Origin of the sequence: Gilliamella sp. BG1, assembly GCF_046635625.1 — a bacterium.
In the GTDB taxonomy this organism is placed as follows: Bacteria; Pseudomonadota; Gammaproteobacteria; order Enterobacterales; family Orbaceae; genus Gilliamella; species Gilliamella bombi.
This window is the reverse complement of the sequence record NZ_JBIDFG010000007.1, coordinates 82,546-108,427: the sequence shown is the minus strand read 5'-3', so window position 1 is coordinate 108,427 and position 25,882 is coordinate 82,546. Positions and strand designations below refer to the sequence as shown.

Annotated in this window: 25 protein-coding genes and 1 pseudogene; 16 read left to right on the top strand and 10 right to left on the bottom strand. The window is 35.5% G+C overall.

The window, feature by feature from the left end:
* Positions 1–83 precede the first annotated feature (83 nt).
* Positions 84–296, bottom strand: a complete 213-nt coding sequence (locus ACGH80_RS04990; RefSeq protein ID WP_085165586.1) for a hypothetical protein — start codon at positions 294–296, stop codon at positions 84–86.
* 411 nt (positions 297–707) lie between these two features.
* On the opposite strand from ACGH80_RS04990, the gene ACGH80_RS04985 reads away from it, so the two are divergent.
* The 4 genes from ACGH80_RS04985 to csdE all read left to right on the top strand — a co-directional run bounded on the left by ACGH80_RS04985 (position 708) and on the right by csdE (position 4,311).
* On the top strand, positions 708–1,703 hold the full coding sequence (locus ACGH80_RS04985; protein ID WP_411630626.1) for a peptidase U32 family protein: 996 nt from the start codon (positions 708–710) through the stop codon (positions 1,701–1,703).
* An 85-nt stretch (positions 1,704–1,788) separates the two neighbouring features.
* The gene (locus tag ACGH80_RS04980; protein WP_034911249.1) at positions 1,789–2,667 is read left to right on the top strand and encodes a U32 family peptidase; all 879 of its coding nucleotides are present in this window, start codon (positions 1,789–1,791) and stop codon (positions 2,665–2,667) included.
* Positions 2,636–3,847 carry a cysteine desulfurase CsdA gene (gene csdA, locus ACGH80_RS04975; protein ID WP_411630625.1) on the top strand — a complete coding sequence of 404 codons (1,212 nt, stop codon included), beginning with the start codon at positions 2,636–2,638 and terminating at the stop codon, positions 3,845–3,847. Before ACGH80_RS04980 ends, csdA begins: the two co-directional genes overlap by 32 nt.
* Before the next feature lie 68 nt (positions 3,848–3,915).
* On the top strand, positions 3,916–4,311 hold the full coding sequence (gene csdE / locus ACGH80_RS04970; protein ID WP_174799211.1) for a cysteine desulfurase sulfur acceptor subunit CsdE: 396 nt from the start codon (positions 3,916–3,918) through the stop codon (positions 4,309–4,311).
* 41 nt (positions 4,312–4,352) lie between these two features.
* Here csdE and dolP read toward each other — a convergent pair whose 3' ends face one another.
* Positions 4,353–4,931 carry a division/outer membrane stress-associated lipid-binding lipoprotein gene (gene dolP, locus ACGH80_RS04965; RefSeq protein ID WP_141672755.1) on the bottom strand — a complete coding sequence of 193 codons (579 nt, stop codon included), beginning with the start codon at positions 4,929–4,931 and terminating at the stop codon, positions 4,353–4,355.
* A gap of 240 nt (positions 4,932–5,171) precedes the next feature.
* Between dolP and ACGH80_RS04960 the strand changes: the two genes are divergently transcribed.
* Both ACGH80_RS04960 and ACGH80_RS04955 read left to right on the top strand, forming a co-directional pair.
* Positions 5,172–5,870, top strand: a complete 699-nt coding sequence (locus ACGH80_RS04960; protein ID WP_411630624.1) for a DUF1266 domain-containing protein — start codon at positions 5,172–5,174, stop codon at positions 5,868–5,870.
* Positions 5,867–8,587 (top strand): hypothetical protein, encoded by a 2,721-nt coding sequence (locus tag ACGH80_RS04955; protein WP_411630623.1) that lies wholly within the window; start codon positions 5,867–5,869, stop codon positions 8,585–8,587. Before ACGH80_RS04960 ends, ACGH80_RS04955 begins: the two co-directional genes overlap by 4 nt.
* Positions 8,588–8,668: 81 nt before the next feature.
* On the opposite strand, the gene ACGH80_RS04950 is transcribed toward ACGH80_RS04955, so the two are convergent.
* The 3 genes from ACGH80_RS04950 to xthA form a co-directional block, all read right to left on the bottom strand.
* Positions 8,669–10,339 (bottom strand): Hsp70 family protein, encoded by a 1,671-nt coding sequence (locus ACGH80_RS04950; RefSeq protein ID WP_411630622.1) that lies wholly within the window; start codon positions 10,337–10,339, stop codon positions 8,669–8,671.
* Between the two features lie 125 nt (positions 10,340–10,464).
* On the bottom strand, positions 10,465–11,799 hold the full coding sequence (gene xseA, locus ACGH80_RS04945) for an exodeoxyribonuclease VII large subunit (RefSeq protein ID WP_411630621.1): 1,335 nt from the start codon (positions 11,797–11,799) through the stop codon (positions 10,465–10,467).
* A 40-nt stretch (positions 11,800–11,839) separates the two neighbouring features.
* Positions 11,840–12,646 (bottom strand): exodeoxyribonuclease III, encoded by an 807-nt coding sequence (xthA, locus tag ACGH80_RS04940; protein ID WP_065590585.1) that lies wholly within the window; start codon positions 12,644–12,646, stop codon positions 11,840–11,842.
* Between the two features lie 120 nt (positions 12,647–12,766).
* Between xthA and tyrA the strand changes: the two genes are divergently transcribed.
* The 10 genes from tyrA (at position 12,767) to ACGH80_RS04890 (ending at position 22,008) form a co-directional block, all read left to right on the top strand.
* Positions 12,767–13,888 carry a bifunctional chorismate mutase/prephenate dehydrogenase gene (gene tyrA, locus ACGH80_RS04935; RefSeq protein WP_034911232.1) on the top strand — a complete coding sequence of 374 codons (1,122 nt, stop codon included), beginning with the start codon at positions 12,767–12,769 and terminating at the stop codon, positions 13,886–13,888.
* A 107-nt stretch (positions 13,889–13,995) separates the two neighbouring features.
* Positions 13,996–15,327, top strand: a complete 1,332-nt coding sequence (gene glmM / locus ACGH80_RS04930) for a phosphoglucosamine mutase (RefSeq protein WP_174799217.1) — start codon at positions 13,996–13,998, stop codon at positions 15,325–15,327.
* Positions 15,328–15,585: 258 nt separating this feature from the next.
* A complete protein-coding gene (gene atpB / locus ACGH80_RS04925) occupies positions 15,586–16,368 on the top strand; it encodes a F0F1 ATP synthase subunit A (RefSeq protein ID WP_174799218.1) in 783 nt (260 codons plus the stop codon).
* Positions 16,369–16,404: 36 nt separating this feature from the next.
* Positions 16,405–16,632: a FoF1 ATP synthase subunit c gene (atpE, locus tag ACGH80_RS04920; protein WP_411588181.1), complete on the top strand. Its 228-nt coding sequence runs from the start codon at positions 16,405–16,407 to the stop codon at positions 16,630–16,632.
* Between the two features lie 24 nt (positions 16,633–16,656).
* A complete protein-coding gene (gene atpF, locus ACGH80_RS04915; protein ID WP_034911222.1) occupies positions 16,657–17,127 on the top strand; it encodes a F0F1 ATP synthase subunit B in 471 nt (156 codons plus the stop codon).
* 13 nt (positions 17,128–17,140) lie between these two features.
* On the top strand, positions 17,141–17,674 hold the full coding sequence (gene atpH, locus ACGH80_RS04910) for a F0F1 ATP synthase subunit delta (RefSeq protein ID WP_065590588.1): 534 nt from the start codon (positions 17,141–17,143) through the stop codon (positions 17,672–17,674).
* A gap of 11 nt (positions 17,675–17,685) precedes the next feature.
* Entirely contained in the window at positions 17,686–19,227 is a 1,542-nt protein-coding gene (gene atpA / locus ACGH80_RS04905; protein WP_034911218.1) for a F0F1 ATP synthase subunit alpha, read from the top strand.
* A gap of 14 nt (positions 19,228–19,241) precedes the next feature.
* Entirely contained in the window at positions 19,242–20,111 is an 870-nt protein-coding gene (gene atpG / locus ACGH80_RS04900) for a F0F1 ATP synthase subunit gamma (protein ID WP_065590589.1), read from the top strand.
* Positions 20,112–20,158: 47 nt separating this feature from the next.
* Positions 20,159–21,541, top strand: coding sequence for a F0F1 ATP synthase subunit beta (gene atpD, locus ACGH80_RS04895; protein ID WP_034911215.1), 1,383 nt, complete (start codon positions 20,159–20,161; stop codon positions 21,539–21,541).
* A gap of 41 nt (positions 21,542–21,582) precedes the next feature.
* The gene (locus ACGH80_RS04890) at positions 21,583–22,008 is read left to right on the top strand and encodes a F0F1 ATP synthase subunit epsilon (protein WP_034911289.1); all 426 of its coding nucleotides are present in this window, start codon (positions 21,583–21,585) and stop codon (positions 22,006–22,008) included.
* A gap of 166 nt (positions 22,009–22,174) precedes the next feature.
* Here the strand turns inward: ACGH80_RS04890 and ACGH80_RS04885 are convergent, their stop codons facing one another.
* The 5 genes and pseudogenes from ACGH80_RS04885 to ACGH80_RS04865 all read right to left on the bottom strand — a co-directional run bounded on the left by ACGH80_RS04885 (position 22,175) and on the right by ACGH80_RS04865 (position 25,735).
* On the bottom strand, positions 22,175–22,573 hold the full coding sequence (locus ACGH80_RS04885) for a hypothetical protein (protein ID WP_411630620.1): 399 nt from the start codon (positions 22,571–22,573) through the stop codon (positions 22,175–22,177).
* Positions 22,574–22,681: 108 nt separating this feature from the next.
* Positions 22,682–23,029 (bottom strand): hypothetical protein, encoded by a 348-nt coding sequence (locus ACGH80_RS04880; RefSeq protein WP_065590591.1) that lies wholly within the window; start codon positions 23,027–23,029, stop codon positions 22,682–22,684.
* 96 nt (positions 23,030–23,125) lie between these two features.
* A complete protein-coding gene (locus tag ACGH80_RS04875) occupies positions 23,126–23,467 on the bottom strand; it encodes a hypothetical protein (protein WP_411630619.1) in 342 nt (113 codons plus the stop codon).
* A 161-nt stretch (positions 23,468–23,628) separates the two neighbouring features.
* Positions 23,629–23,974 (bottom strand): annotated as a pseudogene (locus tag ACGH80_RS04870) (transposase); the annotation flags it as partial.
* 471 nt (positions 23,975–24,445) lie between these two features.
* Positions 24,446–25,735, bottom strand: a complete 1,290-nt coding sequence (locus tag ACGH80_RS04865; RefSeq protein ID WP_296299991.1) for an NAD(P)/FAD-dependent oxidoreductase — start codon at positions 25,733–25,735, stop codon at positions 24,446–24,448.
* Positions 25,736–25,882: the final 147 nt, after the last annotated feature.

Sequence of the window (25,882 nt, the reverse complement as noted above, 5' to 3'; positions counted from 1 at the left end):
ATGATTAATGGATACTTTTTTGCACAATAACTATTGTAGCAGGGGATGTTGAGATACTATTCTAAATTTTGTGTATTTACCTGTTAAAGGTGACGGTTTATATGGTTACCAAATTCTGTAATAAATGGACTCAATGCATTTTCCCTGTTTTGGATGGACATAGCACATTTTTTAGAAGCTTGCTGTATTGCTGAAATAGATAACTTTTTAACCGATCGGTCGGGAAAACTTACTTTCATTAGGAAACCACAGCGTAAATGTTTTTCAGCTATATCGTTTAATACTAAATTAATCATCCAATCATCCAATCATCCAATAACTTAGGTTGATAATATTAAGAGCTCATGACAATTGGATTGATTTAGTGGCTTGTAGTTCTTTTGCCCATGTTTTTGTTCCTTGATGGGCATACATTCTTTTATGATTTCTTCCTGAAGCTGTGATTTTAAATTCAATTCGGCAATTATCTGTTTAAGTTTGTTATTTTCGGTCTCAAGTTCTTTTAAGCGTTTGATATCTGAACTTTCTACTCCACCGTATTTTTTCCGCTATTTATAAAAGTTAAATTACCCATATCATATTTTCGGCAGTGGTTATAGTATACTACCCATTTTTTAAACATAACCACCGCTTTCTATTCGCATTACACTCGGAATTATTGCATAATACAGAGCGTATAGACTATAAAAATTGAGTTAGGAATAATTATGGAACTTCTTTGTCCAGCGGGATCTTTACCATCATTAAAAGTGGCTATTGATAATGGCGCTGATGCTGTTTATATTGGTTTGAAAGACGATACCAATGCCCGTCATTTTGCTGGTTTAAATTTTAATGAAAAGCGATTGATTGAAGCTTCAGATTATGTACACAAACACGGCAAAAAATTGCATATTGCTATTAATACTTTTGCCCATCCAGAAAATTTTCAGCGTTGGCAATATGCGGTTGATACTGCGGCTAATATTGGTGCTGATGCTTTAATTATTGCCGATCTTGCTATGCTTGATTATGCGGCTGAAAAATACCCTAATCTTGAGCGTCATGTTTCTGTACAAGCGTCGTCGACCAATGAGGAGTCGATTAAGTTTTACTATAATAATTTTCAGGTACATCGCATTGTTTTGCCACGCGTACTTTCAATGCATCAAGTTAAACAGTTATCACAAGTGTCCCCCGTTCCACTCGAGGTGTTTGCTTTTGGTAGCTTGTGTATTATGGCGGAAGGTCGATGTTATTTGTCATCTTACTTAACTGGCCAATCCCCTAATACCGTTGGCGCTTGTTCACCTGCCAAATTTGTTCGTTGGGAAGAGACCGAAAAAGGACTGGAATCAAGGCTGAATAATGTGTTAATTGATTGCCATAAAAAAGGCGAAAATGCAGGCTATCCAACGCTATGTAAAGGACGCTATTTTGTTGGTCAGGAGCTTTATCATCCTATCGAGGAGCCAACAAGTTTAAATACCATTGAGCTATTGCCTGAACTGTTTGCTGCTAATATCGCATCGGTCAAAATAGAAGGTCGTCAGCGTAGCCCAGCTTATGTCGAGCAAGTGACAAAAGTATGGAGACAGGCTATCGATCGCTATAAGGCTAATCCGCAATCTTTCCAAGCCGAACAACGCTGGATCGATACGCTAGGTTCGGTGTCAGAAGGAACACAAACAACATTAGGCGCTTATCACCGTAAATGGCAATAAGGTGTGAATTAGCAATAGGTAATGTGCTAACAGCATCAACGTAAATCATTGAGAAAGATCTAACATAAATATAGTGAGCAAAACCATGAAATACGCATTAGGACCAGTACTTTATTATTGGCCTAAAACTGAAACAGAAGCTTTTTATTATGCCGCCAAAGAGAGTCAAGCGGATATTATTTATATGGGCGAAACGGTTTGTACCAAGCGCCGTGAAATGAAAGTACCAAACTGGATTGAATTAGCAAAAGAGATCGCTAAATCCGGTAAACAGGTAGTGCTTTCTACATTAGCTTTACTTGAAGCACCATCAGAATTAAATGACTTACGCCAATTGGTTAATAATGGGGAGTTTTTAGTCGAAGCAAACGATTTAGCTGCCATTAATGTTGCGCATGAGCATAAATTACCCTTTGTTGCAGGTCCGGCTATTAACTGTTATAACGCTTTAACTTTAAAATTATTACAAAAACAAGGTATGGTTCGCTGGTGTATGCCGGTTGAGCTTTCTCGTGATTGGTTGAGTAATGTGCTTAAACAGTTTGAGAGTTTAAATATCGCACGAAATTTTGAAGTTGAAGTGTTTAGTTATGGTTATTTACCTTTAGCTTATTCAGCTCGCTGTTTTACCGCAAGATCGGAAGATAAGCCTAAAGATAAATGCGAAACTTGTTGTATTAAGTATCCTGTTGGACGTGAGGTGTTTTCACAAGAACAACAGAAAGTATTTGTGTTAAACGGCATTCAGACTCAAAGCGGTTATTGTTACAATTTGGGAAATAATCTAAAAGAGATGAAAGGATTGGTTGATATCGTTAGAATTTCACCACTTGGTATTGAAACACTTGATATTATTAAGCAGTTTAAAGCTAACGAAGATGGATTAAATCCACTGCAAATTGAACATAACCGAGATTGTAATGGTTACTGGAATGGGATTGCCGGACTTGAACTTACCCAATAAGCATTTTCTGCCTGAACAGTTTCGGGCAAGTTTTCCTGCACTTAATAGTGAAAGCGTATATCTTGATTCGGCAGCAACAGCACTTAAACCGCTAGCAATGATTGATGCGACACTTGCGTATTATGCCCAGAATACTGCTACTGCAAAACGTAGTTTATACCAAGATGCTTTGCAAGTAACTGCAAAAATTGATAAGGCAAGACAAAATGTTGCCGATTTGGTTCACGCTAATAGTAGTGCTGAAATTATCTGGACACGAGGTGCAACCGAGTCAATTAACTTAATTGCGCAAAGCTATGCTCGATCGTTGTTACAACCCAACGATGAAATTATTGTGAGTGAATTAGAGCATCATAGTAATTTGTTACCTTGGTTGATTGTGGCTAAGCAAACGGGGGCTAAAGTCGTTAAGTGGTCGTCGGATGTTAATGAGTTATCGTCGTTAATGTCAGCTAAGACCAAGATTGTTGCAGTGACTCAAATGTCAAACGTAACTGGATTTTGCCCTGATTTAGCTACAATAAGCAACATTGTTCATCAATATGATGCGGTTTTAGTGGTGGATGGTGCGCAAGGTGTTGTTCATCATGCAATTAATGTTAACCAGTTAGATATCGATTTTTATGCCTTTTCTACCCATAAATTGTATGGTCCAACGGGGCTTGGCGTTTTATATGGTAAAAAGGCATTACTTGAGCTAATGTCGGTTTGGCATGGTGGCGGTAAAATGCTAAAAAGCGCTTCGTTTGATGATTTTATTCAAGAAGATCTTCCTTATAAATTTGAAGCTGGTACGCCTAATATTGCCGGTATTGTTGGTTTTAATGCCGTACTTGAGTGGTTAAAAAGTTGGGATAATAAGCAAGCTGAAAACTACACAAAACAGCTAGCTTGTTACGCAAAATCACAACTAAACCAATTTGCCGATATTCAATTTTATAGTGTGGATGATAGCCCGATAATCACTTTTAATATCAATAATATTCATCATAATGATATTGCTATTTTGTTAAGTGAACAAAATATTGCCATCCGTACTGGCGAGCTTTGTGCCCAGCCTTTGATGAATAAATTAGGATGCCACGGAGCGGTTCGTGTTTCATTGATGCCATATAATAATCAGCAAGATGTGGATAAATTTATTTCAGTATTGCAAAATGTAATTGAAATATTAGTGTGATTTTATACTGAAACGTATAGTTTCCTGAAACTTTTTTACAAACATTTAATCGTAAATAGGTCAATATTATGCTATCACAGCAAAGCTTAGCCGAATTATTCGCAAAGCAACATAATTGGCAAGATCGTTATCGACAGTTAGTGATGTTAGCAAAGCAATTGCCTGATTTTCCTGAAGAGCAAAAGACAGCGCAAAATCAAGTCAATGGCTGCGAAAACCGAGTTTGGTTGACTTATCAAAAACAGACAGATGATACCTATGTTTTTAGTGGTGATAGTGAAGGTCGAATAGTGAAAGGATTATTGGCAATCTTAATTATTGTTGCTAATAATAAAACAGCGCAAGAAATTGCAACGCTCGATTTTCAATCCTTATTAAGCCAATTGAAAATTTCTGATGAGTTAAGCCAATCTCGTTTGCAAGGGCTTACTAAATTAATTGAGCGTATTAAATCAGTTGTATAAAAAAGGGGCTAATTCGCCCCTGTCTTTTATATAGTCACTATTTAATCTTCAGTATACGTATATAGTGTGATAACTTTTTTTACACCACGGACTTTACTTGCAATTTCGGCTGCTGCTTTACCTTCTTCTGATGTAACAATACCAATTAAGAAAACTTCGCTATTTTCAGTTACTACTTTAATCTTGCGAGCTTTTGTTTTGGCATCTAAAACTAACTGAGATTTAACTTGAGTCGTTATCCAAGTATCATTGGTAATAGTCCCTGCGCCAACAGGCTCTCCAATACGAATTTGATTATAGACTTTTTTTACCCCTTCAACTTGGTAAGCAAGACTTTCAGCTTTTTCAACTTGTTCATTATTTGCTTGTCCAGTTAACAGAATATTACCACCATAAGCACTAGTAACAATACGAGAACCAATAAAAAATGGTCCATTATTTTTTATTTTCATGCTCATGCGTGAACTAAGTGTTGTATCATCAACTTGAGTACCCGCAGTACGAGGATCGGTTGCAACTTTTGCCGTAGCCCCTGCACCAATTCCTATAAAGGCAGCAACGCAGCCTTGTAATGTTAATGCGCAAGAAATTAACATTACTATTAAGCTAACTTTTTTCACTATAACTCCTTATGATTTATTACTCTGTAATAATCAAATTTCAATAAATTGTTTGTATTATGCCTTGTAGATATTGATTTGCAAATAATTTTATGATTTATGCTAGCTTATAGCAGTATTTATATTTTATTAAACTTAACCACACCATAGATTTCTGTTTGAATTTCAATTGTTATTTTAGTGTAAAATCTGCTATCTTTTGATAATAAATAAAATAAATTAGATGATTGGAATACAAATATGAATCAAGATTGTGTCGATTGGCTATATGGTTTATCTGCACCAATGGTTGTAATAAACATAGAAAATGGAGCAAGTTATACTTCGCCATTTTTTTATCCAGATCGAGATTTTGTTGATATGAAAGAGAGTTGGGGGATTGATTCCCGTGAAAATTTACTTAACTGTGTGTTCGACATGGTTGATGATGGGCACGCTTCAGCATTGTCTAAATATTATTTGATGTATTCTCGACTTTCCGAATTTGATTGGTGTGACCATTATCAAGAACAAGATGACTATCAAAAAGTTTTGCTTGATTTTGTCAAACAAACCTTTCCTGTGTGCGGTACTGCAGGTATCCGTAGTTGGGATTATGCTCGAATGGGATATATCTTACGAAATGGTATCACTAATAAATATATCACCGAACAAGAGGCCTTATGGGTTCTTTCTCGAATAGGACTCCGTTGTCAATATTATTATAGAAACTGGCACCATTACTTTTCAGGCTGGTTTGTTGGCTATCAATATTGGATATCACTCAATAGAAAAGAAGACTTAGAAACATTACGTTGCGAATTGACTCGAGCATCACGCGCTCATACCATGGCAAATTTACATGAAGATAAAGATGCCCCACATAATCGTTTATCTTGGTATATAGATATTGAAGAACTAGAAAAACCTGAGTCACTAATGGAGTATGATTGGTCATGAATGAAAATATTTGGCAACTGTTAGGCATTGAAAAAACAACCGATCAAGCGGCTATTCGTCAAGCATATCGAGCACAATTACCTTCATTTCATCCTGAAACTGATCCCGATGGTTTTAAAGCATTACGCGAAGCCTATGAGTCAGCAATAAAATATGCACAATCGCCCGAAACAATGGCCGATGAACCTAAGTCTGAATCAGAACAACAAGAAGTATCAGTATCTTTAACAGAAGAACAGCTTAAAGCCAATGAAATTTGTGAGGCTTATCAAACATTATTAGATGATCCTCGACGCTGTTTTAATGTTAACGAGTGGCAAAAATTTATTGGTTCGTTTTATGACTACTCAATGGTAGTTATTGATTCTGTAAAATGGCGATTGTTAGAAATAAGTTATGAATCAAAAAATATATCAGAGTCATGTGTCAAACTATTAGCCGATAGTTTACGTTGGCGGCAACTGCTAATGATTCAATTTACCGATGATTTTGAAAAGTATGATAATTATTTAAATCATATTGATCGTGGTGATTTGTTCAATTACACCTATTTACCGACAACAAGTAAAACACTGCAAAATGTAACTATCGATTATATGTACTATACTAGGTGGTTATTTTGGGAGCGTAGATCTGAGGATATTTATGCATTCTTATCACAAGATACGGTCATTTATCTTCCTGATGATAAAAATTTGATGCTTAAATTTTCCTATTGGCATTGTATAGCTAATATAAAAAATCAAGCTATTTTGGATTACGCTTTAAAATGTATTTCCCAAAATGATCAAGATGAAAATATCATTATCGAATGGAAATATATTGCCGCTATTCAATATACGCTACTTGATAATAAGCAAGAGTCCTTACAATCTTGGCTAGATCTTTATAGTTCTGGTCATTATCAAGATAAAGCAGCCAGCTGGATAGCTGGTTGGTGCGAATATTATAATAAAGATTATTTCCCATTATTAATCATGGCCCTTAATAATTCTTACTGTATTGATATAGATAACACTGAAAATTATTTAAATGCAATACCTCAGCTAACAGCAACAACTGTTTCACGATTGGCGGAACTTGAGGCTAGTGATTATTCCCCTGAAATAGCCAATTTTATTGATTGGGCGTTAAATGTAAATTGGAATTATAGACAAGTTTTATCCATGCTGTTACTTGATGACGGTACCAATCGATTGTATCGCTTATATCGCCATGCCATCATGCTTCGCCACGGTAATGAAAGATTATTGCAAGAAATCCTTGATGAACGCAGCGATGATCCATTTGAACAATTTATTTTGCAAAATTTACAAAGGCAAGCACGACAAAACCTAACATGGTTATCAGAGCTACCGCCCGTACAAGAGTTTAAAGCTTGGCTATATGATAGTGATGAAAATGCGCCTATTCCAGCTAAATTTGATCCTAATTCTGAAGATAATCATTGTTTGTATTGTCGTTTATGGCTAGATAGGCTTGATTATTTGCCTTATGTTGCCATGTTTCACCTTTATAATAATTTAGAGTATTCATATATGGAAATGTATGATTGGGTAGCTTTTCTTACAATACGAATACCTTACAAATTACCAGCTCCTCCAGATGCTTCTATCTGTTCAAGTAATAAAAATGCCTATTGGCAATGGTATCGTAATTGTTTATTAGTTATATCAATTGCCAGTCAACCCTTTGCAACGGCCAAATATCTTCAAACTGAAAATAATACATTTCAACTACCGGATGATAATTTGCTATCCCCTCTTATTAATATTTTTAAACAAGGAAACTGGCAAAATGAAACAGAGTTATATAATCTGATTAACAATGATAGTAAGTTAATTGATTGCATTTTAATAAATTATCCAAATTCAATTGAATCGTATATTGATGATACACCTGATAGCATTGATTTTAAAGAAATTGAGCAAAAACTTGAACAAGTATGGCAAACTAAATTAGCGAAACAAAACCCTCTCTACTTGATGATTTTATACACCATAGTATTTAATAAGCCCGATCAAAAAACAAAATTAAATACAATGTTACAAGATATTACTGGCGATAATAAAGAGTTAATAAAAGTATCAACAGTTCTACAAAAAAATTGGGAGTCATTATCATCTGATGATAAAATAAAATACAATTACACCGAACTAGTTGATGAAATAGTGACCATTGCTAAACGTTTATCTAACTCTTACGGTATATGTGATGAAGACGACCTTACAATGCTAGACGAGTTCAAAAATACCAGCGACAATGATTTAGTCTTACGGCTTTGTGCAGCATCACTTATAGCAAAAAATGCCGAAAATCAAAAAAAACTGAATTCACAGGCATTACCTAAAAATAAATGGTGGCAGTTTTGGCGTTGGAATGGACGAACAAATCTAAAAGGTTTGATTACACAATTACTTTGTAATTTTGTACTTTTAGGATTAATGTCCATACTTAGCAATTATTTTGAGCTAAATAGTCCAATCTTTTCTAAGATTGGTTGTTTTATTATTGCAGCTAACACGATTTTTGCTATAAAGAGACGCCTAAATGACAGTTATAAAGGACAACCTTTATTCTTTTACTACTTTTACTACTCTTTAATATCAATATTGGTTATTCCTTGGACTTTTTGGCCATTTAGGCTTCCAGGAATTAAACAAACCAATCGTTTTGGACCACCAGTAGAAGAAATTACCAAGGAAAAAGAAAAGTAAACGACAAGTAAGCTCCCCTTTTTTATCTAGGCTATACTTGGCTAAAGGAAGGGGAGAGGATATTTTTAAAAATTAGATCTTTTATCGATTAAGATCTTTTAAGTTTAACTCAATTTCACAACGAATTTCGTTAATTTCTTCAGAATTTTGTCTATTTAGTACTTCCATAAAAACTTCGATATATGATCCAATTAATAGTCGTTCATCACCCAATGATTGTGCCCATGCACGTTCTAGCCTTGCTAATAAAGTACGATTCGGCATTTCGTCGCGAGGGTGAATTTTAAGTGCTTTCAAGCGATCATGACTGTCTTGTTTTTGTTTGTCTGTTAATCCAATTGGACTATGATCAATTACTTTGCCATGTTGCTTACCAGTTTCAAGCAAAACCACATCAACTTCTAATAAGCCATTTAGATCATAACTAAAGCGGACATCAATTCCTTGTGTTCTTTCCATTGGTGTTAAAGGCACTTCAAACTCATCAATTAAAACATTATTTTCAACGCGTGGATTTTCACCTTGATAAACCGAAATACATATCGCTTTTTGCTGAGGGTGCGTTGTGTAAAATGTTTTTACTTTCGAAGTTGGTACAATGGTATTACGTTCAATAATGGGTGAAAATAATCCACTAACATTATTTGAACAACTTTCAATCCCTAGTGTATAAGGGCACACATCAGTAAGAATGACTTCTTCAACATCAGCATTTCGCAATCGACAAGCTGCTTGAACTGCGGCACCTTGTGCAACGATCGTTGTCGGATTTATGTGGCGATAGGGTAATTTACCAAATAATTTAGTAACCAGTTCTCGTACCACACCTAATTGAGATGAACCGCCGACTAATACGATATGTTCAAGTTGATTAGGTTTTAATCGGGCATCACTTAATGCTTGTTCTATTGGTGCTCTTAGTCGATTAAGTAGTGGTAACCATAGTGTTTTAGCTCGGCTTTCGTTTAAGGTAAATTGCCACTGCTTATCTTGCCAAAACCAAGTTAAAGTATGTGATTCTTCAACATTTAATTTACATTTTAGTTGTTCGGCTAAATCTAACAGGCGAGCATAATCATCGGTCGGAATATCTTGTTGTTTAAGATTCCATTCACTTAAGCAAACTTTAACAAGCTCTTGGGTAAAATCTTCACCACCTAAATAGTTATCACCAGCAGAAGCATGCACTTCAATAATGGGCATTGAATATTCAAGCACTGTTACATCAAACGTACCACCACCTAAATCAAATACTAAAGTATTACCCGATTGATCTTCATGTAATCCGTATGCCATAGCGGCTGCTGTTGGTTCATTGATTAAGCGTACAGCATTTAATCCAGCTAACTCGGCAGCAAAGCGAGTTTGCTTGCGTTGTTCATCATTAAAATAAGCAGGAACAGAAATGACAACATCACGAACTTCTTGGTTTAAAAAAGCCTCTGCATCTGCTTTCAATGATTTTAAAATTATGGCTGAAAGTTCAGTTGGCGTAAATTTTTTGTCACCTAATTCGAAAACTTTATTTGAACCTAAAAAGCGTTTAAATGCTGCTGCACTGCGATTTGGATGAGTGGTTAAACGAGACAATGCCGCATGTCCGACTAAAATAGAATCGTCTTCATCAACACTAACTACAGATGGTGTAACAACTTCACCAATTGAGTTAGGAATGAGGATAGTTTTACCATCTTGCCAAACACAAATTAAACTGTTTGTAGTGCCTAAATCAATACCGATTGGATAATGCATAAACTCTCTAAATAATATAATAATTTCCTATTGTTTAGATTATATACTAGCGATCACCAGAATTGCAAAAATGATACTAAAGATTAGTAAAATAGGTTTATCTATTATCTTTAAATATAATTATTTTATTCGTTAATTTTTGTAATTTGGCTAACAAGTTTACCTTTTTTCAGCTTTGTTACGATAATGTCACCCACAGTGACTTGTTCAGAGCGACGAACCACTGTGTTGTTTTGGTCGGTGGTAACTGAATAACCTCGTTCGAGAGTAGCTAGCGGACTAACGTTGTTAAGTTGAGAGGTTTGTAAAACAAATTGATGTTGTGATTTTATTAACTTTTGTTTAATTAAATTAATTAATTGTTGCTGTTTTTGCCAAGTAAGTTGCCCTAAATAGGTAATATTATTTTGTGGAGATACTCGTAATAGTCTTTTATCGAGTGAATTATGGCGATTTGATAGTCTGAGCAAATATTGCTGAATATTTTCAGATAATGAATGGCGATAAGCTAAAAGTTGATTTAATTGTTTTTCTAGCTTTGTTTGTGGATGTTGAGTCTGTAATTGGTGTCGCCATTTATTGAGCTTTTCTCGGCATTGCATTAAATAATAATCCATTGCCATGGATAAATGCTGCTGTTGAACTTGTAAACGCTTTACTTGTTGTAAACTGTCTCGACTAACAAGCTCGGCTGCCGCAGATGGGGTTGCCGCTCTAACATCAGCCACAAAATCGGCAATCGTAAAATCAATCTCATGCCCAACCGCACTCACAATAGGTATTTGACTAGCAAAAATAGCTCTGGCTACCACTTCTTCATTAAATGACCATAAGTCTTCAAGCGAGCCACCACCTCGTCCAACAATTAATATATCACATTCTTGACGAATGTTGGCAATGTGAATCATGTTAGCGATTTGCCCTGCCGCTTCATTGCCCTGAACTTGCGTTGGGTAAATAATTAAATGCAAACTTGGATCTCGGCGTTTTAATATCTGACAAATATCATGCAATGCCGCACCCGTTGATGAAGTGATAATTCCAACTATGCGAATGTTTTCTGGTAATGGCTGTTTATTGGTAGAATCAAATAAACCTTCCTCAGACAGCTTTTGTTTTAGTTGCTCAAACTTTTGCTGTAATAATCCCGTACCTGCTGCTTGGATTTTATCAATAACCAGTTGGTATTCGCCACGTGCCTCATATAGTGTTACTGTGGCCCTGACTAAAACTTGTTGCCCATTTTGTGGGATAAAACCTGCACGAAAATTGCTGTTGCGAAACATAGCACAGCGTACTTGTGCACTATCGTCTTTTAACGAAAAATACCAATGACCTGATGATGGACGTGAAAAGTTTGATATTTCACCTATTAACCAGATCTGGCCAATAGCATCACAAAGCAATTCTTTAACCATTTGATTAAGATCTTTCACTGATAAAATTGAATTGTTTTGCATGCTATTATCCTTATTACAACTATATTATAACTATAAAGGTTTATACTAAATCAAATTGAGCCCAAATTGGTGCATGATCAGATGGTTTTATCATTGCACGAATATCATAATCAATACCCGTTTGTTTACAATAAGTCATCATTTTTTGACTAGCTAATATTAAATCAATTCTTAATCCATTATGGGTTTCAAAACCTTTAGTACGATAATCAAACCAAGAATACTCAAGTTCAGTTGGGTGAGCATTGCGGTAAGTATCAATAAAACCGAGAGACATTAAGTTGTTTATCCATTTTCGTTCTTCCGGTAAAAATGAACATTTTCCTGTACGAAGCCATCGTTTACGGCTATCTTCGGAAATGCCTATATCTAAATCGGTTGGGCAAATATTCATATCGCCCATGACTAAAGTTAGTTGATTATTTAATTGACGATCTTGTAAATACTGTATTAAATCATTATAAAATTTACGTTTAGCAGGGTATTTAATTTCATGATGTAAACTTTCACCTTGAGGAAAATAACCATTAATTATTGTTAAATTACCTTGACTAGTAGGTAACTCAATTATGATCAAACGACATTGAGCATCATCACTATCGTTTGGAAAGCCACATTGCACAGACAAAGGTTGTTGCTTGGTTAACAACGCTACTCCATAATGCCCTTTTTGTCCGTGATAATGTAAGTGATAACCAAACTGTGCTAATTCATCAATGGGAAACTGATCGTTATGAACTTTAGTTTCTTGTAAACCAATAATATCTGGTTGGTGTGTCTCAATAATTGCTGATAATTGATGAATTCGAGCGCGAAGGCTATTAATATTAAACGAGATAACTTTCATAATAAATTTATTATATTTAATTCCATGTTATAAACTAAATACGCATCGTAACAAAAATACGTTATACTGTTAAGCTATTACAATAAAAACCACCATTTGTGATAAAGGGAATCACTAAATATGTCTACGGAATTACTTGCCTTGCGCGATAAAATCGATGAAGTCGATAAATCCATTTTATCTTTAATTACAAAGCGATTAGCATTAGTTGCCGAAGTTGGCGAAGTAAAAAGCAAACATGGCATTCCGATTTATGATCCCAATCGTGAAGCGGATATGTTAGCTAAAAGGCGACATGAAGCTGAAAAAGTAGGTATATCCCCCAATTTAATAGAAGATATTTTACGTCGTTTAATGCGTGAGTCTTATATTAGCGAAAATGATAAAGGTTTTAAAAAAGTCTATAGTGGTCAAGGATCAATAGTGATTGTTGGTGGTAATGGGCAAATGGGACGATTGTTTGCTCATTTATTTACCCTATCTGGCTATCAGGTTAAAACATTAGGTTCTAAAACTATGCATCAAGCAGCCGAAGTGGTTACTGATGCAGTGGCTGTTATCGTGACAGTACCTATTAACAAAACCTGTGAAGTCATTAAACAACTACCACCATTACCCAAAGATTGTATTTTAACGGATTTTACATCTATAAAAGCCAAGCCTCTCCAGGCAATGCTTGATAAACATCAAGGGCCTGTAGTCGGTTTACACCCAATGTTTGGTCCAGATGTACCAAATTTAGCCAAACAAATTATTGTTTATTGTGAAGGGCGATATCCAGATAAATACCAATGGCTAATAGAACAAATGCGTATTTGGGGAGCCAATTTATGTGCGATTAATGCCAAAGAGCATGACAAATGCATGTCATTCATCCAAGCATTACGCCATTTCACTTCGTTCTCATATGGTGTCAATTTGCAACGAGAACAGGCCGATTTAGAGCAATTGATCGCACTTTCTTCGCCAATTTATCGCCTTGAATTGATGATGGTTGGGCGCTTATTTGCTCAAGATCCTGAGCTTTATGCCGATATCATCATGGCGTCAGATGATAATATTGAATTAATCAAACGCTACTATGAACGCTTTGGGCAAATGGTCGAACTTATTGAACAACGTGACAAAACTAAATTTATTAAAAGTTTTAACGAAGTTACGCAATGGTTTGGTAGTTATGCCGAACGTTTTATTAAAGAGAGCCAAGGATTATTAAAATTTGCCAATGACAATCGAGAGTAGTTTTATATTAAAAAGTATACTTTCCTGAAAGTTTTTCACAAATTAAAATATACTTTTTATCAAAAGATAGTTGTTAGAAATAATAAATGTTAGTGTGAGGGAATATCATGTCTAATCGAAAATACTTTGGTACAGATGGGATTCGCGGTAAAGTTGGCCAGTATCCTATTACACCAGATTTTGCGCTTAAATTAGGCTGGGCTGCTGGGCGAGTGCTAGCCAAAGATGGCGTTAAAAAAGTATTAATCGGTAAAGATACCCGCATTTCAGGCTACATGCTTGAATCAGCACTAGAAGCGGGATTTGCTTCTGCTGGTGTTGCCGCTGCGTTTACAGGACCAATGCCAACCCCGGCAATTGCCTATTTAACCCGCACTTTTCGTGCTGATGCCGGCGTTGTCATTTCTGCCTCGCACAATCCTTTTTATGACAATGGTATTAAATTCTTTTCAACCGAAGGGAAAAAGCTTGATGATACAATCGAACTAGAAATTGAAGCCGAACTTGAAAAAGAGATCGATTGCGTTGAATCCAAACAACTTGGTCGAGCTAGCCGTATTACCGACGCTGCAGGGCGTTATATTGAATTTTGTAAAAGCACATTTGACCATGATTTAAGTTTGTCTGGATTAAAAATTGTTGTCGATTGCGCTAATGGTGCCACCTATCACATAGCACCAAAAGTATTACGAGAACTAGGAGCACAAGTAATAAAAATTGGTTGTGAGCCAGATGGTGTTAACATCAATGAAAACTGTGGCGCAACTGACATAAAAGCGCTTGCTAAACGAGTTATTGATGAAAAAGCCAATTTAGGTTTTGCCTTAGATGGCGATGGTGACCGCATTATCATGGTTGATCACGAAGGTCGAAAAATTGACGGCGATTTAATTATCTATATCATTGCCCGTGAAGCATTAAGACAAGGTCAACTAAAAGGTGGCGTTGTCGGTACATTAATGAGCAATATGGGGCTTGAAATTGCCCTTAAAAATCTCGGTATCCCATTTGCTCGTGCTAAAGTTGGTGATCGTTATGTACTTGAAAAACTAATCGAAAAAAATTGGCGCTTAGGTGCCGAAAATTCGGGACATGTTTTATTGTTAGATAAAACCACCACTGGTGATGGTATTATTGCAGGTTTACAAGTATTAGCCGCAATGATTCGTAATGATATGTCATTAGCTGACTTGTGCAGTGGTATGACAATGTTACCACAAGTATTAATTAATGTTCGGTTTTCAGGTGAAAACGACCCCTTAAATAGTGATGAAGTAAAAGCGGCAATTAAACATGCAGAAAAACAGCTTGGTCATAATGGTCGAGTTTTGATCCGTAAATCAGGAACCGAACCGCTAATTCGTGTTATGGTAGAAGGAAGCAATGAAAACGAAGTGCAAAAGTTGGCAGAAACTATCGCTACAGCAGTTAAAGCCTAAAAATACCCCCAATTATGCCCATTAATTAAGCCATTAATTGAGCTATATTGAAGTTAGAATAGTAAAAGAAGTTGCGAGCATTTACGTAAAATTAGTAAAAAGTGTCTAAAATTTTAATTTTGTTAATCAAAGGTTGACTTGTTATAGGCAATTAGGTTTAAAATAGTAACTTCAGATTATTACAGCAATTGCTTATATCTTTCAACTGAAAACATGAGCAATATTTTTTATTTTTTAAAAATAGGTTAAGAGGGTTATATGTCGGTTTCCTCTCCAGCTTCACCACAAGCTTATATCAAGCATCATCTTGAGAACTTGCAAGTAGGTTCTGGTTTTTGGACCTTAAATCTTGACTCATTGTTCTTTTCGATCTTACTTGGTGTTATTTTTTTGTGGATATTCCATCGTGTAGCAAGAAAAGCCACCAGTGGTGTCCCAAGTAAACTGCAATGTGCAATAGAAATGATCTTCGAATTTGTCAATAATACTGTTAAGGACATGTTTACTGGTCAAAATAAACTCATTGCGCCGTTAGCATTAACTGTGTTTATTTGGGTTTTCTTGATGAATTTAATGGATCTTATCCCTGTTGATTTTCTACCTTATGCAGGTCAGTACCTAGGTCTGTCACACTTGAGAGTTGTACCAACCGCAGATGTAAGCATTACTATGTCGATGTCCTTAGGTGTGTTTGCACTTATCATCATTTACTCGATCAAGTACAAAGGGATTTCAGGATTTGTTAAAGAATATACCTTGCATCCATTTAATCACTGGGCGTTTGCACCTATTAATTTAGTACTTGAATTAGTTAGCCTATTAGCAAAACCTGTTTCTTTAGGGCTTCGACTTTTCGGAAATATGTATGCAGGTGAACTTATCTTCATCCTAATTGCTGCATTATTACCTTGGTGGTCACAGTGGGTATTATCGTTACCATGGGCCATTTTTCATATTTTAATAATTACGTTACAAGCTTTTATTTTTATGGTGTTGACGATCGTCTATTTAGCTATGGCGTCGGCAACAGAAGATCATTAATTTTAATATTTTTTTGTTAATAAACTGGAGTATATAATGGAAATGTTATTTGTAGCCGCAGGCATTATGATGGGATTAGCTGCAATTGGTGGTGCAGTTGGTATAGGTTTATTAGGCGGTAAATTTTTAGAAGGTGCTGCTCGTCAACCAGAATTAATGCCTATGTTACGTACTCAATTCTTTATCGTTATGGGTCTAGTTGATGCAATCCCAATGATCTGTGTAGGTATTGCGCTTTACGTTATTTTTGCTGTTGCAGGTTAATAAAAATTTAAGAGGAATCGTGTCATGAATATGAACGCAACTCTCCTCGGCCAAGCAATTACATTTGTATTGTTTGTTTGGTTCTGTATGAAGTTTGTTTGGCCCCCTGTTATTGGCGCGATTGAAAAGCGTCAAAAAGAGATAGCCGAAGGACTTGCTTCAGCAGAAACAGCAAAAAAAGATTTGGAATTAGCCAAAGCAAATACATCTGACATAATGCAACAGGCTAAGGTTGAGGCTAATGCAATTATTGAGCAAGCGAATAAACGCAAAGCAATCATTCTTGAAGAAGCAAAGCAAGAAGCTTCTCGCGAAAAAGAACGAATTGTTGCTCAAGGACTTGCCGAAGTAGAAGCTGAACGCAAACGAGCAAGAGAAGAGCTTAAACAACAAGTCGCTACACTCGCTATTGCTGGTGCAGAAAAAATTATTGAACGTTCTGTTAATGAAGCCGCAAATAGCGACATCATTGATAAACTCGTAGCTGAACTATAAGGAGAATAGAGCAATGGCTGACTTAATTACGATTGCTCGCCCTTATGCTAAAGCCGCTTTCGAATTTGCGATAGAAAATAACAGCATCGAATCATGGCATAAAATGTTAGTGCTAACATCTGAAGTGAGTAAAGATACTCAAATAAGAAGTGTATTAACATCTGATATGAAAACTGATTCGGTGGCTAATTTACTCATCAACATTTGTAAAGATGTGTTAGATGAGTTTGGTACTAATTTTATTAAGATTATGGCTGAAAACAAACGATTATCACTTCTTCCTGAAGTGTTAACCTTGTTTGAACAATATTGTTTAGATAGAGAATTGCAAGCAGATGTTGATGTAATTTCTGCTAGTGAACTAACTAATGAGCAACTTAATAAAATTTCTGTCGCTGTCGAAAAACGTTTATCACGAAAAGTAAAACTAAAATGTCATATAGATAAATCGCTCATTTCTGGTTTTATTATTCGTACGGGCGATATGGTTATTGATAGTAGTATCAGAGGGCGTTTAAATCGTTTAAATAACGCTCTACAGTCTTAAGGGGACTGACAATGCAGCTAAATTCAACTGAAATAAGTGAACTAATTAAAGAGCGGATAGCTCAGTTCAATATTGTGAGTGATGCTCACAATGAAGGAACTATCATATCTGTAAGTGATGGTATCCTTCGAATCCACGGATTAACTGATGTAATGCAAGGCGAAATGATTGCATTACCAGGCGGCCGATATGCAATGGCATTAAACCTTGAAAGAGACTCCGTTGGTGCGGTAGTCATGGGACCATACGAAGACTTGTCTGAAGGTATGAAAGTACAATGTACTGGACGTATTTTACAAGTACCAGTTGGTGAAGGTTTATTAGGTCGCGTTATTAACACACTAGGTGAACCAATTGATGGTAAAGGCTCACTTCAACATGACGGTTTTTCACCAGTAGAAGTAGTTGCACCTGGTGTTATCGATCGTAAATCCGTTGACCAAGCATTACAAACTGGTTATAAAGCCGTTGACTCAATGATTCCAATTGGACGTGGTCAACGTGAACTTATCATCGGTGACCGTCAAACAGGTAAAACAGCACTTGCTGTCGATGCAATCATCAACCAACGCGACTCAGGTGTAAAATGTATTTATGTTGCCATTGGTCAAAAACAATCAACTATTGCCAATGTTGTACGTAAACTTGAAGAGCATGGTGCACTTAAAAACACAATTGTGGTTGTGGCATCAGCGTCTGAATCAGCTGCGTTACAATACTTAGCGCCATATGCTGGTTGTGCAATGGGAGAATACTTCCGCGATCGTGGGCAAGATGCATTAATTGTTTATGATGATTTATCTAAACAAGCTGTTGCTTATCGTCAAATTTCGTTATTACTTCGTCGTCCGCCTGGACGTGAAGCTTATCCTGGTGATGTATTTTATCTTCATTCTCGCTTACTTGAACGCGCAGCGCGAGTCAACGAAGCCTATGTTGAAGAGTACACCAAAGGCGAAGTAAAAGGAAAAACAGGCTCATTAACAGCATTACCAATTATTGAAACTCAGGCTGGTGACGTTTCAGCATTCGTACCAACTAACGTAATTTCGATTACTGATGGTCAGATTTTCCTTGAAACTAGCCTATTTAACTCAGGTATCCGCCCTGCGGTTAACCCTGGTATTTCGGTTTCACGTGTGGGTGGTGCCGCACAAACTAAGATAATGAAAAAATTATCAGGTGGTATTCGTACTGCGCTTGCACAGTATCGTGAATTAGCTGCGTTCTCTCAATTTGCATCAGACTTAGATGAAGCAACAAGAAACCAATTAAGTCACGGTGAAAAAGTAACAGAATTGTTAAAACAAAAGCAATACTCGCCAATGACTGTTGCTGAACAATCAATAGTACTTTACGCCGCTGAACGTGGTTATCTTGAAGATGTAGAATTAGCTAAAGTATTACCATTTGAAACAGCACTACTTGCTTATGCCCATAGTCAATATGCCGATTTTGTTAAATCAATTGATGAAACAGGTAATTACAATGATGAGATTGAAACTAAGCTAAAAGAATTACTTGAAAGCTTTAAATCAACTCAAACATGGTAAGGGTGAGGTAAAAAATGGCTAATGCAAAAGAGATTAGAACAAAAATTGCCAGTATCCAAAGTACGCAAAAAATCACTAAAGCGATGGAAATGGTTGCCAATTCTAAAATGCGTAAAACGCAAGATAGAATGGCTGCTAGTCGACCATATGCCGAAATGATTCGTGAAGTAATTGGACATTTAGCGTTAGCTCAGATAGGCGCCAAACATCCTTATTTAGAAGAAAGAGATGTAAAGCGAGTTGGCTATCTTATCATTTCAACCGATCGTGGTTTATGTGGTGGTTTAAATATCAATCTTTTTAAAACTGTCATTGCTGATATGTCAGCATGGCAGGAAAAAGGTGTTGAAGCTGATGTTGCTTTAATTGGTTCGCGTGGTGTTTCGTTTTTCTCGTCAGTGAAAGCGAACATCTTAACTCAAGCTACTAATTTGGGCGATGAACCAAATTTATCCGATTTAATTGGGCCGGTAAAAACAATGCTTGAGGCATATGACAACGGTAAAATTGATAGATTATATATTGTCACAAACAAATTTATTAATACGATGTCACAAAAGCCGACAATTCAGCAATTATTACCTTTACCACCATCAGAAGATAAAAAACTCAAAGCTTCATCATGGGATTATATTTATGAGCCTGATGCTAAATCACTATTAGACGTGATTTTACGTCGCTATATTGAATCACAAGTCTATCAAGCAGTGGTTGATAATTTAGCGAGTGAACAAGCAGCAAGAATGGTGGCCATGAAAGCGGCAACGGATAACGGTGCAAACCTAATTAATGAGTTACAAATTGTGTATAACAAGGCACGTCAAGGTGCTATTACTAATGAATTAATTGATATTGTATCCGGTGCAGCCGCTGTTTCAGGTTAGTGCTAAATATTGGCTTATAGTTAAGAAAAAGACGTAGAGGATTAAAAATGGCTACTGGAAAGATTGTCCAGATCATCGGTGCGGTGGTTGATGTCGAATTCCCAGAAGATGCAGTACCAAAGGTATATGATGCATTAGAAGTGGAAACAGGCACTGAAAAATTAGTTCTGGAAGTTCAGCAACAATTAGGTGGTGGCGTTGTATGTTGTATCGCAATGGGTTCATCTGATGGTTTAAGACGTGGACTTGACGTAGTAAACACTGGTCACGGCATTGAAGTACCTGTTGGTACAAAAACACTAGGTCGTATTATGAACGTACTTGGTGATCCTGTTGATAAAGCAGGTCCTATTGGAGAAGAAGAACGTTGGGCGATTCACCGTGCAGCCCCAACCTATGAAGAACTTGCAAACTCAACCGAACTACTTGAAACAGGTATTAAAGTTATCGACTTAATTTGTCCATTTGCTAAAGGTGGTAAAGTTGGTCTGTTTGGTGGTGCTGGTGTAGGTAAAACCGTTAACATGATGGAGTTGATCCGTAATATCGCTATTGAACACTCAGGATACTCAGTGTTTACTGGTGTGGGAGAACGTACTCGTGAAGGTAATGACTTTTACCACGAAATGAAAGAATCAAACGTACTTGATAAAGTATCATTAGTTTACGGTCAAATGAATGAGCCACCAGGAAACCGTTTACGTGTTGCGTTAACTGGTTTAACTATGGCTGAAAAATTCCGTGACGAAGGTAAAGATGTTTTATTATTCATCGATAATATTTATCGCTATACATTAGCTGGTACTGAAGTATCTGCGTTATTAGGTCGTATGCCATCGGCAGTAGGTTATCAACCAACATTAGCTGAAGAAATGGGGTTACTACAAGAACGTATTACTTCAACTAAGACCGGTTCGATTACTTCAATCCAAGCGGTGTATGTGCCAGCAGATGACTTGACTGACCCATCACCAGCAACAACCTTTGCTCACTTAGATGCGACAATCGTATTAAGTCGACAAATTGCTTCTTTAGGTATCTATCCGGCAGTGGATCCATTAGATTCAACTAGTCGTCAATTAGATCCTTTAGTTGTTGGTCAAGAGCACTATGATTGTGCCCGTGGTGTTCAGTCAATTCTACAACGTTATCAAGAATTAAAAGATATTATTGCTATTCTTGGTATGGATGAGTTATCTGAAGATGATAAATTGATCGTTGCTCGTGCACGTAAAATTCAGCGCTTCTTATCTCAACCATTCTTTGTTGCAGAAGTATTTACTGGTTCACCAGGAAAATATGTACCTTTAAAAGATACGATCAGTGCATTTAAAGGAATCATGAATGGTGATTATGACCATATTCCTGAACAAGCATTCTATATGGTTGGTTCAATTGATGAAGCGATTGAGAAGGCAAAATCTCTCTAAGAGATTCATTGAACGAAGATCGTATTAATGGAGATCGTATTATGGCACTAACTTCCTATCAATTAGAAGTTGTTAGTGCTGAATCTCACCTGTTTTCGGGTGATGTTCAGCGAATCAGAGTCACAGGTAAGGAAGGTGAACTTGGGATTTATCCTGGCCATACCCCTTTACTCACAACCATAAAACCAGGCATGGTCGGCATTGTGAAAGCGGATGGTGAAGAAGAGTTTATTTATCTATCTGGTGGCATCTTAGAAGTACAACCTAACATCGTAACTATCTTGGCAGATACTGCAATTCGTGGTGAAGATTTAGATGAAGCAAGAGCACAAGAAGCAGTAAGACAAGCACAAGAACATATCAATCACCCAAGTGATGATATGTCATTTGCACAAGCATCTGCTGAATTATCAAAAGCTTTGGCAAAAATTCGCGTTATCGAATTGACTCGCCGTATGGGGCAATAATTTGCTTTTGATTTTTTATCATACACAAAAGGCTATTTTGTATTACAAGTAGCCTTTTTTAACTTTCCGATAAGTTGATTGCTAAAGGACTTTCCAACATTTACTTGTGAGTTGTACCCATTCTATATCCAAATTAAAGCTAAAAAAGATTAGTTAATCAATCGAATTATTTACTATCTACACTTAAATTATTTTTCGATACAAAATAAACGTTGCTCAATCCAGCTGAACAAAATTCAGTAATATCATTTTCGTTAACTTCTACCGCATCACCTTTTGTTATAACTTGATAGCTATTGCCATTATCATCATAAAAAACGAAGCGATAAATTTGGGTATATACATATTTTTTCTTTATCATATTATTTGTATTTTTCTTTTTTTCTGATGCCAATAATGTTACTGTTGTTTTTGATGGATCTAAATCAGCCATCTCAACGATTCCTCCATCATATTGCATCCACCAAGCCGCATTATTCATGAAAGCATTTGCACAATTAGGTGTTTTAGCAAAAGAGATTATAGGCCACATTATTAGCCCAATAATTAAGAAATTTTTTTTCATTTTACAACCTTTAATTTTTTGTCTTGCCGTATTCATTTAGCTAACTAATTGATAAAGCAATAATATAGTTTGGTTAAACACGTCTGAAATCTTTAGTAATTTCACTAATTAATCAAAATAATCAACCTGGCGTTTTGCTACTAAATAACTATCAACGTTACCTATTGAGCATTCTTTATCAGAATCTTCATTTTTTGTGATGACTTCGTAAGATTTATTTTGATTATCATACAAAACAAAGTGGTAAATTTGTGTATATAAACCCTTACTTTTCTGTTCAGATGCTAAAAGTGTTATTCTCAATTTTGATTGATTCAAGTTTTCAATCTCCACTATATTACTACTTTTTAACCACTCTTTAGCCTTATTCAGAGCATGATTATGGCAATCTGGCCCTTTAGCAAAGGATAGAATTGGACATAATATTAACAATATTAATAAAGAAAGCTTTTTCATATAATTACCTTAAATTATTCTTTTTACCTATATTACTTATATCGTTGACTAAAAACAGTCTAAAATACCGAGTTTACTTACCTATTATTAGATAACCTATTGATGAACTTGGCTTTTGGATATTAGATATTTATTCACATCACTCATTGAACATTCTTCGTATGATGCTTGGCTTTTTGTAATAACTTCGTAACTATTACCATTCTTATCATAAAAAACAAAGTGATAAATTTGCGTATATAAATCTTTTTTTATTTTCTCTGAGGCCAATTGCATTATTTTGGTTTTTGATTCATCCAAGTCTTGGATATCTACTATCTTTTCATTTTTCATCCAAACCATGGTCATGTTCATAGGCCAAGTATAACAATTAGGTCCTTTGGCTAAAGATACTAGTGGCCATGACATTAACAATATCAGTATAGTTAGTTTTTTCATATTATTACCTAAATTGATTTCTTGTAGATGACGCCACAAAGTGTACCATGTAAAAATTAAGTTGTAATTATAGACTGCTGATCTTTTGTGTTTATATATTAATCAACAATACATTGGTAGCCACAAAAGTATAAATATCAGCGATAACATGCTTGCATAATTCCTATTTGTTCTAAATGCTGAGTTATTGCACCTGAGCTATGTTGATGTGCTTGCACAATAGATCATCGAGAAAACCCATTCGAAATCAGCTATACTTAATAATTATTTGATAATATACATTAATATACTTTTTTCTAAACCATAAATTAAAACATCTATAAACTGTATTTCATTCACTAAATGTAGTCGGCAAATCTCGCCAAGAAATACCTGTTCTTATTTGGAACAGTATTTCCTCAAATGTCACCCTATATTCTGTTTTGTTATAAACTCGATTCGTACTTTTCATTATTTTCAGTCGCGTTTTCCTTCCCACTGCTTACCTGTTAACATTGTTAACGGTATAATGAACTAAGTTATGGTTATTTTTGGCAAAATTATTATAACGTTCACTATGTCATTTAAAAACTGCCATCAAAGATAAACACATCCTAGATAAATTGTGATTTTTTAATCGTATGATAACGTAATTTTTTATTTTACCACGTGAAACCCAACTAGTTAGTGGTGTATAAATTACTTTATTAGCCGTTTCAAAAATATATGGCTTACCATTTGTATTAAAAATAATTACCATATGAATGTATGGAGAGTTTGTTGCTTGTTCAATAGCCAGACTTTGTTGATTGTGTGGATGGAAAAATAAAATCACTATCTTGAGGTTTATAACTAGCAATACTAAAAAGCTAACTAGAGACAGACAGCATAAATAATATAATAAAACGTATTAAATTCCCCTTACCTGTAAATAATGTTATAAATTATAAAATAGCTACTTATAAAATAGTATTTGTAAGTAGCTATCTAAATGGGAAACTAGTCTTGATGAGTAAAAATAGAGGCAAATTTATTTTTATACACCTCTTTGCTAGCTTTAACAAATCGAATTGTTTTGACAATACCTAACAGACTTGCTTGATGCATGCGATACAACAAGCGATGGATCATTAAAGCAAAAAAACCTTTAACTTTCATTTCGCCTTTACCAGCAATTTTAACCACACCTTGAGCTGTATCATGCAAAGAAATAATTGTACCATTATCTGTATATTTAAATAACTTCATTGGTTTATTATTTAACATGTTAATGATATTTTCATAACATATTTTTGCCATTTGATGTGCGGCTTGTGCTGTAGCAGGTGAGGCTCGGCCGCTGTCTTGCATAGCATAAGCACAATCACCAATAACAAAAATATTATCATCGCGCGTTGTTTGTAATGTTGGTTTAACTACCAGTTGATTCGAACGGCTTGATTCTAAACCAGCAATATCTTTTAAATAGTCTGGCGCTTTTACACCTGCAGTCCAAATCATAATATCTGCGCTAATAATATCGCCTTCCTTTGGATAAAAGCCGTTACTTTCCGCCTTGGTTATCATGGTTTTTGTTAATACATGAATACCACGTTTTTGAAGGGTATCGGTAATATTTAATGCCGTTTTTTCAGGTAAAGCAGGTAAAATACGGTCAGTTGCTTCAATAATAGATACATCAAGCAAATCAGAACACATTTTATTACGACCACAGTTGCCAAATGTTTCAACCATATGAGGTAACTCAGAAGCTAATTCAACACCTGTTGCGCCACCACCAACAATAGCAATACGAATTTTATCTTCAGTCGTCGTTTCATGTTCATCAATAATTGAACAAAAACTAGCAAATTTTGTAATCAGTGTTTCACGTAGACGAATTGCAGCGTTTTGGTCATCTAAAAAGATACAATGTTCTTTAACTCCAGGTGTGCCAAAATCGTTTGAAGTACTTCCTATTGCCACAACTAATGTATCATATGGTACAGAAATAGATTCACTATTTGAATTCTCAATAATAACATGCTTTTCTTCACGATTAAGATTAGTAAACGTGCCTTGAATAAATTGAAAATGGTGTTGTTGTCCTTGTTCAGCATAATCAATTTTATCAGCTTGCTCATTTAGAATACCAGTAGCAACTTCATGTAATAAAGGTTTCCAAATATGATAAGTATTTTTATCTATTAGTGTAACCTCGGCTTGATTACTTTTCCCTAATTTATCGCCGAGATCAGTTGCTAATTCTAATCCTCCTGCGCCACCACCAATAATAATTATTTTAACCATATTAAATACCTTAAATTTTTATTTTTTAATAGTTTACTAAATAAGTAGGTTTTTATCTATTTTATTTGACTAATATCACTTATAAATAAAACCTATTAAAGTATCATTTTATAATTAATAAAATTTATTTTAAGTAGATATAAAAAA